The sequence below is a fragment of the Micromonospora sp. Mcm103 genome, assembly GCF_024519755.1.
In the GTDB taxonomy this organism is placed as follows: domain Bacteria; phylum Actinomycetota; class Actinomycetes; order Mycobacteriales; family Micromonosporaceae; genus Micromonospora; species Micromonospora aurantiaca.
In genome coordinates this window covers 93,519-106,839 of the sequence record NZ_JALJRJ010000003.1, presented here as the reverse complement: position 1 = coordinate 106,839, position 13,321 = coordinate 93,519, and the positions used below count along the sequence as shown (strand labels likewise).

Here is a 13,321-nt window from a genome sequence, read left to right as displayed (position 1 = left end):
AAGCGGGAGCGGGCGGGAGGCTAACGTCTGCGGCATGAGCCACGGCTTCGAGACACTCGCCATCCACGCCGGTCAGGACCCGGAGGCCCGCACCGGTGCGGTGATCCCGCCGATCTACCAGACCAGCACGTACGCCCAGGACGCCGTCGGCGCGCCCCGCGAGGGCTACGAGTACAGCCGCTCCGGCAACCCCACCCGGGACGCGCTCCAGGAGTGCCTGGCCGCGCTGGAGGGCGGCCCGGTGGCGCTCGCCTTCGCCAGCGGATTGGCCGCCGAGGACACGTTGCTGCGGACCGTCTGCAAGCCGGGCGACCACGTGGTGATCCCGGACGACGCGTACGGCGGCACGTACCGGCTGTTCGCCAAGGTGGCCGAGCGCTGGGGCCTGGCGTACACCCCGGCGAAGGTCTCCGACCCGGACGCCGTGCGGGCCGCGATCCGTCCCGGCGCGACAAAGATCGTCTGGGTGGAGACGCCGACCAACCCGCTGCTCGGCATCGCTGACATCGCGGCACTCGCCGCCGTGGCGCACGACGCCGGCGCGCTGCTGGTGGTCGACAACACGTTCGCCTCGCCGTACCTCCAGCAGCCGATCGCGTTCGGCGCGGACGTGGTGGTGCACTCCACCACCAAGTACGTCGGCGGACACTCCGACGTGGTCGGCGGCGCGCTCGTCGCGGCGGACCGCGCGCTCGGCGAGGAGCTGCGCTACCACCAGAACGCGATGGGCGCGGTCAACGGGCCGTTCGACGCCTGGCTCACCCTGCGCGGCATCAAGACCCTCGGGGTACGGATGGACCGGCACTGCGACAACGCCGAGCGGATCGCGGCCTACCTGGACGGACACGCCAAGGTCGCCCAGGTCGTCTACCCGGGCCTGCCCTCGCACCCCGGCCACGAGGTGGCCGCCAAGCAGATGCGCCGGTTCGGCGGCATGATCTCGTTCCGTGCGGCGGGCGGCGAGGAGCACGCCGTGGAGATCTGCAACCGGGCCCGGTTGTTCGTGCTCGCCGAGTCGCTGGGCGGCGTCGAGTCCCTGATCGAGCATCCGGGCCGGATGACACACGCAAGCGCTGCGGGCTCGCCGCTTGAAGTTCCCGGCGATCTCGTGCGACTGTCTGTCGGCATCGAGACGGTCGACGACCTGCTCGCCGATCTGGAGCAGGCCCTGGGCTGACCGCTGGTTGGGGAGGGTGGCAGTGCCGGACATCTTGCCGACGACCTGGGTCGGGACGACCGCGAAACAGATCGCCCGGGCGGTACGCCGTGGCGACGTCTCCGCCACCCAGGTCGTCGCCGACCACCTGGACCACGTCGCCCGGGTGGATCCCGAGCTGGGCGCGTTCCGCGCGGTGCGCGGCGGTGAGGCGATCACCGAGGCGGAGAAGGTCGACGAGCAGGAGGAACTGGCGAACCTGCCGCTCGCCGGGGTGCCGGTGGCGGTCAAGGAGAACACGCCGGTGGCCGGCCTGCCCACCTGGAACGGGTCGGCCGCGATGCGTACGCAGGTGGCGGAGGCCGACCACGAGGTGGTCCGGCGGCTGCGCGGCGCGGGCGCGGTGATCCTCGGTGTGACCCGGATGCCGGAGCTGGGCCTGTGGGCGCTCACCGACGACGACACCGCTGTCACCCGCAACCCGTGGGATCCGGCGCGTACCCCCGGTGGTTCGTCCGGCGGCGCGGCCGCCGCGGTGGCCGCCGGGCTGGTGCCGATGGCCCACGGCAACGACGGTCTCGGGTCGATCCGCATCCCGGCGGCCTGCTGCGGCCTGGTCGGGCTCAAGCCCGGCCGGGGCGTGGTGCCCTGCCAGCTCGGCGCGGACGACTGGTTCGGCCTCACCGAGCACGGCATGCTGACCAGCACCGTCGCCGACGCGGTGGTGGGTTTCTCGGTGCTGGCCGGCCGCCGGCCGGACAAGCTGGTCCCGCCGGAGCGGCTGCGGGTGGGCGTCTCGCTGCGCTCGCCGGTGCGTGGCGTCTCGCCGGACGCGCCGAACCGGGACGCGGTCGCCGCCGCCGGCCGGTTGCTGGCCGCGGCCGGTCACGACACCGTGCCCGCCGATCCGGTCTACCCGACCCGGCTCGGGCTCCAGGGCATCGCCACCTGGTTCGCGGCGGCCGCCGCCGACGTGCGCGCCGCCGGGGTGGCGCCGCGTCAGCTCCAGCGCCGCAGCCGCCGGCACGTCACGCTCGGCGAGTGGGCGCAGCGCCGGGGGTACGTGCGGGAGGCCGACCGGGCCGCCTGGCGCGAACGGTCGGTGCACTTCTTCGCGGACAACTCGATCGACCTGCTGCTCACCCCGGCGCTGGCCGGGCCGCCGCCGGAGGCCGCCGGCTGGTCCGGCCGCTCCTGGCTGGCGAACATGTCGACGAACATCAGGTACGCCCCGTACGCGGCGCCGTGGAACATCGCCGGGCTGCCGTCGATCGTGGTGCCGGTCGGCCGCCGCCCGGACGGCCTGCCGGTGGGCGTGCAGTTCGTCGGGCCGCCCGGCTCCGAACTGCTGCTGCTCGGGGTGGCCGGCCAGTTCGAGATGCAGGCGCCGTGGGCCCGGCACGCCCCCGGCTACCCCCGCGTCGGAACGGGGTCGCCGGCCACCGCGTGATCGTCTAGCGTGTGCGCACCCTGTCGCGCACACCATCTCGGACGGTCCCCGATGAACTGCCAGACCTGCGGGGACCCCACGTCCCCGGCCTATGAGGAGTGCCGGCGCTGCGGCACCCGAGTCGGTCAGCCCGCCGTGAGCCCCGGCGTGCCCACGTACGGCGTGCGCGGCCTGGCCGTGGCCGGCGCGTTCGCGGTCGGTGCCGCCACCCTGTGCTACCTGCTCACCGCCCTGTTCCCGCTCGTGGGTGTGCAGATGGCCCGCTCGGCCGCCGAGCAGCTCGACCGGGACGTGCTGCTCGGCGCGGTGCTGGCCGAGGTGCTGTTCTCGCTGCCGTACCTGCTCGCCCTGCTGACCGCCGGGACGCTCGTGGTGATCTGGACCTGGCGGGCGCGCAAGAACCTGGACGCCTTCCCGGGCGCCGTGCCGAACCTGAGCCCGGCGTGGGCGATCGCCGGGTGGCTGGTGCCGCTGGTCAACCTCGTGGTGCCGGCCCGGGTACTCGCCGACCTGCTCCGCAACAGCGTGTGGCAGCGCCGCCAGTCGTGGCTGGTCGGGGTGTGGTGGGTGAGCTGGCTGGTGTTCCTGATCGGTGACCGGTTCGTCGCGCGGGCCGAGCAGCAGCGCTACGACCGGCTGACCGAGCTGCCCCGCAACGACGCGGAGTTCGCCACGTACGTGCGCTTCTACGAGGACGCGCTCGCACCCCGGCTGGTGCCGGCGGTGGCCTGCCTGGTCGCCGGGATCGCGTTCGTCGTGCTGATCCGCCGGATCTCCGCCGCCCAGCAGGACCGGCTCTCCCGGGCCGTGCCCGCGTGGCCGGGGCAGCCGGTCTGGCCCGGCCACGCGGGCTGGCCCGCGCCCGCCGCGCCGATGCCGGTTGCGCCGACGTCGCCGCAGGTTCCGCCCACCCCGGGTGGCACGATCGGGGCATGACGGAACTGGTCGGCCTCGCCGACGTGCAGGCCGCGCGGGAACTGCTCGCCGGTGTCACCCGCACCACCCCGCTGGAGCCGTCCCGGCCGCTCAGCGCCGCGCTCGGCGGGCCGGTCTGGCTCAAGTGCGAGAACCTCCAGCGCGCCGGGTCGTACAAGGTGCGCGGCGCGTACGTGCGGATCTCCCGGCTCTCGGCCGAGGAGCGGGCCCGCGGCGTGGTCGCGGCGAGCGCCGGCAACCACGCCCAGGGGGTGGCGCTCGCCGCCGGGCTGGTCGGCGCGCACGCCACCGTCTTCATGCCGGTCAACGCGCCGCTGCCGAAGGTCGCCGCGACAAAGGGGTACGGCGCGCAGATCGAGCTGGTCGGCAACACGGTGGACGAGTCGCTCGTCGCGGCGCAGACGTTCGCCGAGCGGACCGGGGCGGTGTTCATCCACCCGTTCGACCACGCCGACGTGATCGCCGGGCAGGGCACCGTGGCGCTGGAGATCCTGGAACAGTGCCCGGAGGTGCGCACCATCGTGACCGGGGTGGGCGGCGGCGGGCTCGTCTCCGGCATGGCGGTGGCGGCCAAGGCGCTGCGTCCCGACGTACGCGTGATCGGGGTCCAGGCGGCGAGCGCCGCCGCCTTCCCGCCCTCGCTGCGGGCCGGCGAGCCGCTGCGGCTGCCCTCGTTCGCGACGATCGCCGACGGCATCGCCGTGGGCCGTCCGGGCGAGCTGACCTTCACCCATGTCCGCAAGCTGGTCGACGACGTGGTCACGGTCTCGGAGGAGGACATCTCCCGGGCGCTGCTGATGCTGCTGGAACGCGGCAAGCAGGTGGTCGAGCCGGCCGGTGCGGTCGGTGTGGCGGCGCTGCTGGCCGGCGCGGTGGAGGTGACCGCGCCGGTCGTCGCGGTGCTCTCCGGCGGCAACATCGACCCGTTGCTCATGCTCCGGGTGATCGAGCACGGCCTGGCGGCGGCGGGGCGGTTCCTGCGCATCACCGTGCGCTGCACGGACCGGCCCGGCCAGCTCGCCTCCCTGCTCGGCGAGATCGCCGAGCACCGGGCCAACGTGGTGGACGTGGTGCACCAGCGCGCCAACCCGCACCTGCGCCTCGGCGAGGTGGAGGTGGCGCTGTCCGTGGAGACCCGCGGGGTGGAGCACTCGGACACGCTGATCAGCGCGCTGCGGGCCAGCGGCTACCAGGTGGTCTTCACCGGCGAGGGCTGAGCCCCCGGCGGCACGGGCGCCCGCGGCGGATCGCGAACGTCACAGCCGAACGCGAACGCCCCGGCCGGATGATCCGGTCGGGGCGTTCGGGTGTGCGGCTCGGGTCCGAGGAGGGCCTGTCAGCCTCGGTCGGGTTCGGGACCCGAGCCATCCGGCGCGGGTCCGGAGGGGTCAGCCGCTGTACGGCTCGAAGGAGACGATGGTCACCTTGATATCGGCGCCGCTGGGCGCCGTGTAGGTGCAGGTCTGCCCCGCCTTGCCGCCGAGGATGGCCTTGCCGAGCGCGGACTCGGGGCTGTAGACCGTGAGGTCGGTGGTGGAGGCGATCTCCCGGGAGCCGAGCAGGAAGGTCTCGCTGTCGTCGGCGTCGTCGTCGAAGTAGATCTTCACGACCATGCCCGGCGACACCGCGTCGGCGTCCGGCGCCTCGCCGACCTTGGCGGTGCGCAGCAGCTCCTTGAGGTAGAGAATGCGGCCCTCGGCCTTGCCCTGCTCCTCGCGGGCGGCGTGGTAGCCGCCGTTCTCCCGCAGGTCGCCCTCCTCGCGCCGGGCGTTGATCTCGGCGGCGATGACCGGCCGGTTGGCGATCAGCTCGTCGAGCTCGGCCTGCAGACGGTCGTAGGCGTCCTGGGACAGCCAGGTGGCGGGCGCCTCGTTTCCATTTGTGGACACAGGCGGTCTCCTCGATTGGTGCGGACTGGCTGACAGGTGAACTTGCAAGGCTACCAGTGCGGGTCGCGTCGAGGTGTGATCAATCACCCCGGGTGCCGGCGGCGGGACCGGGGTGCGGTGGCCGGCGACTCGCCGGCGGCCCGGCTCAGCCGGCGGGCCGGCAGCGCAGGACCTCGCCGATGAACGGCCGGGCGCTCGTGGGCACCTCCTGCCGGGTCCGGATGTGGCGCTGGCCGGGCTCCGCGGTCACGGTGGCCTCGGCGCTGCCCACCTGGGCCCCGTCGTGGGAGCGGGCCCGCAGCAGACAGGTGGCGGAGCCGCCCGGCGGCACGGTGACCCGGAAGTCGACGACCACCCGGGAGTCGGTGATGTCGGAGTAGCTGATCATCTCGCCCTGGTACTCCGGGTCGCCGTACTGGTAGTAGAGCTTCGCCGCGCCCAGCCCGAGGACGGCGAGCATGACCGTCACCGTCAGGGCGAGCAGGACCGGCCGGCGGCGCCCCGGCTCCCGGCGGCGGCCGTAGCGGCCCGGCGGGAAGACCGGTGCCTTCGCGGCGACTGTGGCGTGCGTCTCGCTCACCGGCGGGTATCTCCTGGCGTTGTTGTCGGCGGCATCGGCAAGAATGGCTAGGTCCATCTTCCCAGCCCGGCGCTGAGTCAAGGATGGCAGGTCGGCCTGGACCGGCGGGCGTGGCCCTGGCCACTCCGGTGGCGGCCCCCGACCGGCCGTCACGGGGGCTTTCGCGGGCGCGGGGGGAGATTCCGGCAGGTCAGCCGGTCGGCCCGGGGGTCGGTCGGCGGGCACAGACGAGGAGCGCCGAAGGTGGCAGAACAGCTGCGTCTCATGGCGGTGCACGCCCATCCCGACGACGAGTCGAGCAAGGGCGCCGCCACCATGGCGAAATACGTCGCCGAGGGGGTGGACGTCCTGGTCGTCACCGCCACCGGTGGCGAGCGGGGCAGTGTGCTCAACCCCAAGATGGACCGCCCCGACGTCTGGGCGAACATCGGTGACATCCGGCGGGCCGAGATGGACGCCGCCCGGGCCATCCTCGGCGTCGAGCAGGCGTGGCTCGGCTTCGTCGACTCCGGGCTGCCCGAGGGCGACCCGCTGCCGCCGCTGCCGGAGGGCTGCTTCGCCCTCCAGGACGTGGACGTCGCCGCCGCGCCGCTGGTGCGCCTGATGCGGCAGTTCCGCCCGCACGTCGTCACCACGTACGACGAGGAGGGCGGCTACCCGCACCCCGACCACATCATGACCCACAAGGTCACCGTGGCGGCGTTCGACGCGGCCGGTGACCCGGACCGCCACCCCGAGCTGGGCGAGCCGTGGCAGCCGCTGAAGCTCTACTACGACGTGGGCTTCTCCCGCGCCAAGATCATGAGCCTGCACGAGGCGGTGCTCGCCGCCGGGCTCGAGTCGCCGTACGGCGACTGGATGAAGCGCTGGGACGAGCGCCCCGACAAGGGCGCCCGGATCACCACCCGGGTCGAGTGCGCCGACTACTTCCCGGTCCGCGACGACGCGCTGCGCGCGCACGCCACCCAGATCGACCCGGACGGCTTCTGGTTCCAGGTCCCGATGGAGCTGCAGAAGCGCGCCTGGCCGACGGAGGACTTCCAACTCGCCCGCTCGCTGGTCGACAGCCCGCTGCCCGAGTCCGACCTGTTCGCCGGCGTACGAGAGGCGTGCCGTGCCCACTGACCCGGCCGGGGTCTACCCTGGTGCTCAGTCGCACATCGGAGGAACACCATGCTGACCACCGTCGAGGTGCTCGCGCAGAACAACTTCGGTGACACCCGCACGGGTGGTCTGGCCGGTCCGATGGGCCTGTTCCTCATCGTCGCGCTGGCCACCGTCACCGTCCTGCTGATCCGCAACATGAACGCCCGGCTGCGCCGGCTGCCCGACCGCTTCCCCCAGCAGGGCACCCCGGGCCGGGCCGATTCCGCAGTCGCCGATCCGACAGACGGGCTCGTCGAGCAGGATTCACCGACGAACGCCCACAACGGCTCCCAGCAGGGTCGCAACAGCTGAACACCGCGTGAATCACGTCGAAGCCGGTCGTCGCCCCCTGTTGCGACCACCGGCTTTGGCTTAGCCTTCCGCCGGGGGGGCCGTCAGGCCCCGGACCCTGCGCGGAAGGGGGACGCCGATGTCGATGGCAGCACCGGCCCCCGACCATGCCCCGGCCCGACGCGTCGACGGGGCGGCCCCGTGACCACCGAGCCGGCCGACCGTTCCCCCGACCGGATCGGCCTGCGCGGGACACCGGTGGGCGTCGTCCTGCTCACCGTCGCGGTCGCGCTGACCGGTCTGCTCGCCGCCGTGCTGGGCCTCACCGTCCCGTCGCACCTGCCGGCCGACGACTCGCTGCCCGGTGCGGCGCGGTTCGGCATCGCCGTTGTCGCGTTCGCGGTGGCCCAGCTCGCCCGGCTGCGCTTCCGCAGCGCATCGGGCATGGTGAGCATCACCTGGGGCGAGGCCGCGCTCGTGGTCTGCCTCTGGCTGGTGCCTGCGGGCTGGCTCCCGGCCGCCGCCCTGCTGGGCGTGGGCACCGCCTGGACCGTGATGTCGCTGGTCTCCGACCGTCGTCCCGCGCTGGAACTGGTGGGGATCGCCGGTTCGCTCACCGCCGCCACCGCGCTCGCCGCGGCGGTGGCCACCGCGCTCGGCCCGCCGCTGCTCGCCGCGCCCACGCCGGAGCTGGCGCTCACGCTCACCGCCGCCGCGGTGACGTACCTGCTCACCACCGCCTTCCTGGGCGCTGTCACGCTCGCCCTGCGGCACGGCATCGCGATCGGGCCGCCGCTGCTCGCCGCGTTGCGCGGCAAGCTGCTCATGTTCGTCGGCAACGTGGCGGTCGGCCTGGTGGTCGTCGCGCTGCTCGAACTCGACGCGCGCTGGCTGCTGCTCCTGCCGCCGCCGCTCTGGCTGCTCCAGCAGACGTACCGCCACCGGCTCCGCGCCGACCAGGAGCGGCGTACGTGGCGGGCGTTCGCCGAGGCCACCGCCGCACTGAACCAGCTCGACGAGCGCGGCGTGGCGACCGCGGCGGTGACCGGCGCGCTCACCCTGTTCGGCGCGGAACTGGTCGAGGTCGACGTGGCCCGGGGCGAGGGCCGCTGGCGCCGCTACCGGGCCGACCGCGGCGGGCAGGTACGCGACCGTGAGGTGGAGCCGTCGGCCGGCGCCGAGGCGGGGGAGCACGAACTGGTGCGCCGCCTCGCGGTGGGATCCGCCGACGTCGGCCGCCTGCGGGTGCGCTTCGCGCGGTCCGCCCCGCCGAGCGCCCGGGAACGCGACGGCGTGGCGGCCTTCGGGGACGCGCTGGCCGCCGCCCTGCACGACGCCGCCACGCACCGGGAGCTGCGGCTGGTCACCGCCCGCTCGTCGTACGACGCGGTGCACGACCAGCTCACCGGGCTGCTCAACCGGGCGGCGCTGCTCGCCAAGGGGGACCAGGCGCTGCGGCAGCGCGCCCACGACCACCCGGTGGCCCTGCTGCTGCTCGACGTGAACCAGTTCAAGGAGGTCAACGACACGCTCGGGCACTCGGCGGGCGACCAGCTGCTGCGGCTCACCTCCAACCGGCTCGCCGCGCTGACCCGGCCGGGTGACCTGCTCGGGCGCCTCGGCGGCGACGAGTTCGCACTGCTGCTGACCTCGGTGCCGCTGGTCGAGGAGCGGACCGCCCCGCTGGCGTACGCGCTGCGCCAGGCCCGGGAGGTCGCCGAGCGCCTCGCCGCGCCGACCGAGGTGGCCGGGGTGCGGATGTCCATCGAGGTGGCGGTGGGCGTCGTGGTGGCCGACGCGGGCGCGGCCGACCTGACCGAGCTGCTGCGGCGCGCCGACATCGCCATGTACCAGGCGAAGGAGGGCGGCGGCAGCGTCGCCGCGTACGACAGCTCCCGCGACGCGGCGAGCACCGACCACCTGGCGCTGCTCGCGGAGATGCGGGAGGCGCTGGCCGCCGACGACCAGCTGGTGCTGGCGTTGCAGCCGGCGGTGGACCTGGCGACCGGCGCGCCGACCGGGGTGGAGGCGCTGATCCGGTGGCGGCATCCGCGCCGGGGCTGGCTCGGCCCGGCCGACTTCATCCGCCCGGTGGAGAACAGCGAGCAGCTCGGCACCTTCACCCGGTACGTGCTGGACAAGGCGCTGGCGGTCGCCTCCGGCTGGGCACGGGACGGGCTGGACGTCCCGATCTCGGTGAACCTGTCCGCGCGCAGCCTGCTCGACCCGCGGCTGCCCGCCGAGATCGACGAGGCGCTGCGCCGCCACCAGGTGCCGCCGCACCGGCTGGTCCTGGAGATCACCGAGACGGTGGTGATGAGCGAGCTGGAGGTCATCGACGAGGTGCTGGCCACGCTCCGCGGCATGGGCGTGCAGCTCGCCGTGGACGACTTCGGCACCGGGTTCTCGTCGCTGACGTTCCTCACCCGGATCGCCGTCGACGAGTTGAAGGTGGACCGCTCGTTCGTACTCCGGATGGCCGACTCACCGGAGGCGGCGGCGATCGTCCGGACTACCGTCGGGCTGGCCCACGAGCTGGGGCTGCGGGTGGTGGCCGAGGGCGTGGAGACCGCCGAGCAGCGCACCGCGCTCGCCGAGCTGGGCTGCACCGCCGCCCAGGGCTACCACTTCTTCAAGCCGATGCCGGCCGACAAGATCACTGCGGTGCTGGGGTCGCTGCGCGACGCCGCCCGCGGCAACGTGTTCCCGCTGCGCGCGGACGGCGCCTCCTGACCCGTCCGTCCGACGTGGACGGGGCAGCGGAGGACGCCCGGTCGGTCCTACGCTGCTGGCACGGCGGGCGCGGCAGGCGTCCCCGCTGACGTCCACACGGGGAGGACGACGATGAGACGTTCCTGGAGACGGGTCCTGCTCGCCTCGACCATGGCGCTGACCACCGGCGCTGCCGGCCTGGTCATGTCCGCGCCGGCGCAGGCCCGGCCGGCGGAGTCCTGGTCGTTCGCCGTCATCGGCGAGCCGGGTGATCCGATCACCGCCGGCAACTCCTACTCCTACAGCTCCGCCGCGCCGACGCCCGGCGACGAGATGAACGCGTGGGGCGGCGAGCAGCGGCGGTTCGGGATGGACTTGTGGAGCGAGACCGACAACACCTGGCGCCTGGAGATCAGCGCCCCGGCCGGTCAGACGCTGAAGGCGGGTGACACCTACCAGAACGTCAGCCAGCCGGTCTACGGCAGCGACGCGGCCAGCCTGCAGCTCTACAACGGCGGTTGGGGGCGCTCCTGCGCGCAGAGCACCGGTTCGTTCACGGTCCTGCACGCGGACTGGGGCCCGTTCGACTACGTCGAGCGCTTCGACGCCACCTTCGAGATCCGGTGTGAGGGCGCGGCCGGCGGCCTGCGCGGCGAGATCCACATCGGGAACCCGCCACCGCTGCCGGCACTCGACGTCACACTGACCGTCGACCCGGTGGCGACGGTGGACAACAAGGGCGTCGCCACCGTCCGCGGCTCGATCACCTGCACCCGGGCGGACTCCTTCTCCATCGCGGGCGAGCTGGTCCAGGAGCAGAAGAAGGCGGGCATGGTGCGCGGCTACTTCTCACCCCACATCCCGTGCGTCCCGGGCCAGGTGGTGCCCTGGTCGGCCACCACCTACCCGGCCGACGTCAAGTTCCAGCGCGGCACCGCCCAGGCGGTCAGCGAGATCCTGGTCCGCGACTTCGAGTACTGGAACGAGTTCACCGTGCGGGACACCTCGACGCTCACCCTGACCCGGTGAGACGGCGGCCGGGCCGGGACCACGACCCCGGCCCGGCCGCCGCACTCGCGCCGCACCGGCTCCGCGCGCTCGCTAAGGTCGGGTGGTGAACCGACTCGCCGAGGCCACGTCGCCCTACCTGCTCCAGCACGCCGACAACCCGGTCGACTGGTGGCCCTGGTGCGACGAGGCTTTCGCCGAGGCGAAACGGCGCGACGTGCCGGTGCTGATCTCGGTCGGCTACGCGGCCTGCCACTGGTGCCACGTGATGGCCCACGAGTCGTTCGAGAACGAGGCAGTGGCCCGGCTGATGAACGACGACTTCGTCTGCGTCAAGGTCGACCGCGAGGAGCGTCCCGACGTCGACGCGGTCTACATGACCGCCACCCAGGCGATGACCGGGCAGGGCGGCTGGCCGATGACCGTCTTCGCCACGCCGGACGGCACCCCGTTCTTCTGCGGCACGTACTTCCCCCGCGCCAACTTCATCCGTCTGCTCGGCTCGGTCGCCACCGCCTGGCGCGACCAGCGTGAGGCCGTGCTGCGGCAGGGCGCCGCCGTGGTCGAGGCGATCGGCGGCGCGCAGGCAGTCGGTGGCGTGACGGCCCCGCTCACCGCCGACCTGCTCGACGCCGCCGCGAGCCAGCTCGCCCGGGAGTACGACGAGACGAACGGCGGTTTCGGCGGCGCGCCGAAGTTCCCGCCGCACATGAACCTGCTGTTCCTGCTCCGGCACCACCAGCGCACCGGCTCGGCGCGCAGCCTGGAGATCGTCCGGCACACCTGCGAGGCGATGGCCCGCGGCGGTCTCAACGACCAACTCGCCGGTGGCTTCGCCCGCTACTCGGTGGACGGCCACTGGACCGTGCCGCACTTCGAGAAGATGCTCTACGACAACGCGCTGCTGCTGCGGGTCTACACCCAGCTCTGGCGGCTCACCGGCGACCGGCTGGCCCGCCGGGTGGCCCGGGACACCGCCCGGTTCCTCGCCGACGAGCTGCACCGCGCCGGCGAGGGCTTCGCCTCCGCGCTCGACGCGGACACCGAGGGCGCCGAGGGGCTCACCTACGTCTGGACACCCGACCAGCTCGTCGAGGTGCTGGGGGCCGACGACGGCCGGTTCGCCGCGGACCTGTTCGCGGTCACCGCCGACGGCACGTTCGAGCACGGCACCAGCGTGCTGCGGCTGGCCCGGGACGTCGACGACGCCGACCCCGGGGTGCGGGCCCGCTGGCAGGACGTGGTGGGCCGGCTGCTGGCCGCCCGCGACACCCGCCCCCAGCCGGCCCGCGACGACAAGGTGGTGGCCGCCTGGAACGGGCTCGCGATCACTGCCATCGCGGAGTTCCAGCAGGTCGCCGCGCTGCTCGTGTCGCCCGACGACGAGGACGCGAACCTGATGGACGGCGTGCTGATCGTCTCCGACGGCGCGATGCGGGACGCCGCCGAGCACCTGGCCACCGTGCATCTCGTGGACGGCCGGCTGCGCCGGGTCTCCCGGGACAAGGCCGTTGGCCAGCCGGCCGGAGTGCTGGAGGACTACGGCTGCGTCGCCGAGGCGTTCTGCGCCATGCACCAGCTCACCGGCGAGGGGCGCTGGCTGACGCTGGCCGGTGAGCTGCTCGACGTGGCGCTGGCCCGGTTCGCCGGCCCGGACGGCGCCTTCTACGACACCGCCGACGACGCCGAGCGCCTGGTCACCCGGCCCGCCGACCCGACCGACAACGCGACCCCGTCGGGCCGGTCGGCGATCGTCGCGGCGCTCGTGGCGTACGCGGCGCTGACCGGCGAGACCCGCTACCGGGAGGCGGCCGAGAAGACGCTGTCGACTGTCGCGCCGATCGTCGACCGGCACGCCCGGTTCACCGGGTACGCGGCAACCGTCGGCGAGGCGCTGCTGTCCGGGCCGTACGAGATCGCGGTGGCGACCGGCGACCCGGAGGGTGACCCGCTGGTGGCCGCCGCGCGGCGCCACGCCCCGCCCGGCGCGGTGGTGGTGGCCGGCGCCCCGGACCAACCCGGCGTGCCGCTGCTGGCCGGGCGGCCGTACGTCGACGGGAAGCCCGCCGCGTACGTCTGCCGGGGCTTCGTCTGCCAGCGGCCGGTGACCGGCGTCGAGGAGCTGATCGCGCAGCTCGGCTGAGCGGAACGGG

Annotated in this window: 11 protein-coding genes; 9 read left to right on the top strand and 2 right to left on the bottom strand. The window is 73.9% G+C overall.

What is annotated here, in order from left to right:
* The first annotated feature begins 34 nt into the window (after window positions 1-34).
* From OC439_RS05375 to ilvA, 4 genes are all read left to right on the top strand, one after another.
* Entirely contained in the window at window positions 35-1,177 is a 1,143-nt protein-coding gene (locus tag OC439_RS05375) for a cystathionine gamma-synthase (RefSeq protein ID WP_262012492.1), read from the top strand.
* A gap of 16 nt (window positions 1,178-1,193) precedes the next feature.
* A complete protein-coding gene (locus OC439_RS05370; protein ID WP_262012491.1) occupies window positions 1,194-2,606 on the top strand; it encodes an amidase in 1,413 nt (470 codons plus the stop codon).
* 147 nt (window positions 2,607-2,753) lie between these two features.
* The gene (locus OC439_RS05365; RefSeq protein WP_262012490.1) at window positions 2,754-3,542 is read left to right on the top strand and encodes a DUF4328 domain-containing protein; all 789 of its coding nucleotides are present in this window, start codon (window positions 2,754-2,756) and stop codon (window positions 3,540-3,542) included.
* A complete protein-coding gene (gene ilvA / locus OC439_RS05360) occupies window positions 3,539-4,759 on the top strand; it encodes a threonine ammonia-lyase (RefSeq protein ID WP_194798525.1) in 1,221 nt (406 codons plus the stop codon). Before OC439_RS05365 ends, ilvA begins: the two co-directional genes overlap by 4 nt.
* 171 nt (window positions 4,760-4,930) lie before the next feature.
* On the opposite strand, the gene greA is transcribed toward ilvA, so the two are convergent.
* A complete protein-coding gene (gene greA, locus OC439_RS05355; RefSeq protein WP_018787521.1) occupies window positions 4,931-5,431 on the bottom strand; it encodes a transcription elongation factor GreA in 501 nt (166 codons plus the stop codon).
* Between the two features lie 145 nt (window positions 5,432-5,576).
* Window positions 5,577-6,011, bottom strand: a complete 435-nt coding sequence (locus OC439_RS05350; RefSeq protein WP_262012489.1) for a DUF4307 domain-containing protein — start codon at window positions 6,009-6,011, stop codon at window positions 5,577-5,579.
* Between the two features lie 243 nt (window positions 6,012-6,254).
* On the opposite strand from OC439_RS05350, the gene mca reads away from it, so the two are divergent.
* The 5 genes from mca (at window position 6,255) to OC439_RS05325 (ending at window position 13,311) form a co-directional block, all read left to right on the top strand.
* Window positions 6,255-7,136: a mycothiol conjugate amidase Mca gene (gene mca, locus OC439_RS05345; protein WP_260026532.1), complete on the top strand. Its 882-nt coding sequence runs from the start codon at window positions 6,255-6,257 to the stop codon at window positions 7,134-7,136.
* Between the two features lie 48 nt (window positions 7,137-7,184).
* Entirely contained in the window at window positions 7,185-7,469 is a 285-nt protein-coding gene (locus tag OC439_RS05340) for a hypothetical protein (RefSeq protein WP_262012488.1), read from the top strand.
* A gap of 216 nt (window positions 7,470-7,685) precedes the next feature.
* On the top strand, window positions 7,686-10,181 hold the full coding sequence (locus OC439_RS05335; RefSeq protein ID WP_262012746.1) for a putative bifunctional diguanylate cyclase/phosphodiesterase: 2,496 nt from the start codon (window positions 7,686-7,688) through the stop codon (window positions 10,179-10,181).
* 111 nt (window positions 10,182-10,292) lie between these two features.
* The gene (locus tag OC439_RS05330) at window positions 10,293-11,189 is read left to right on the top strand and encodes a hypothetical protein (protein ID WP_262012487.1); all 897 of its coding nucleotides are present in this window, start codon (window positions 10,293-10,295) and stop codon (window positions 11,187-11,189) included.
* Between the two features lie 85 nt (window positions 11,190-11,274).
* Window positions 11,275-13,311 (top strand): thioredoxin domain-containing protein, encoded by a 2,037-nt coding sequence (locus OC439_RS05325; RefSeq protein ID WP_262012486.1) that lies wholly within the window; start codon window positions 11,275-11,277, stop codon window positions 13,309-13,311.
* Window positions 13,312-13,321: the final 10 nt, after the last annotated feature.

Coding starts and splice junctions, on each gene's coding strand:
- OC439_RS05375 (WP_262012492.1), top strand. CDS start 35: ATGAGCCACGGCTTCGAGACACTCGCCATCCACGCCGGTCAGGACCCG.
- ilvA (WP_194798525.1), top strand. CDS start 3,539: ATGACGGAACTGGTCGGCCTCGCCGACGTGCAGGCCGCGCGGGAACTG.
- OC439_RS05340 (WP_262012488.1), top strand. CDS start 7,185: ATGCTGACCACCGTCGAGGTGCTCGCGCAGAACAACTTCGGTGACACC.
- OC439_RS05330 (WP_262012487.1), top strand. CDS start 10,293: ATGAGACGTTCCTGGAGACGGGTCCTGCTCGCCTCGACCATGGCGCTG.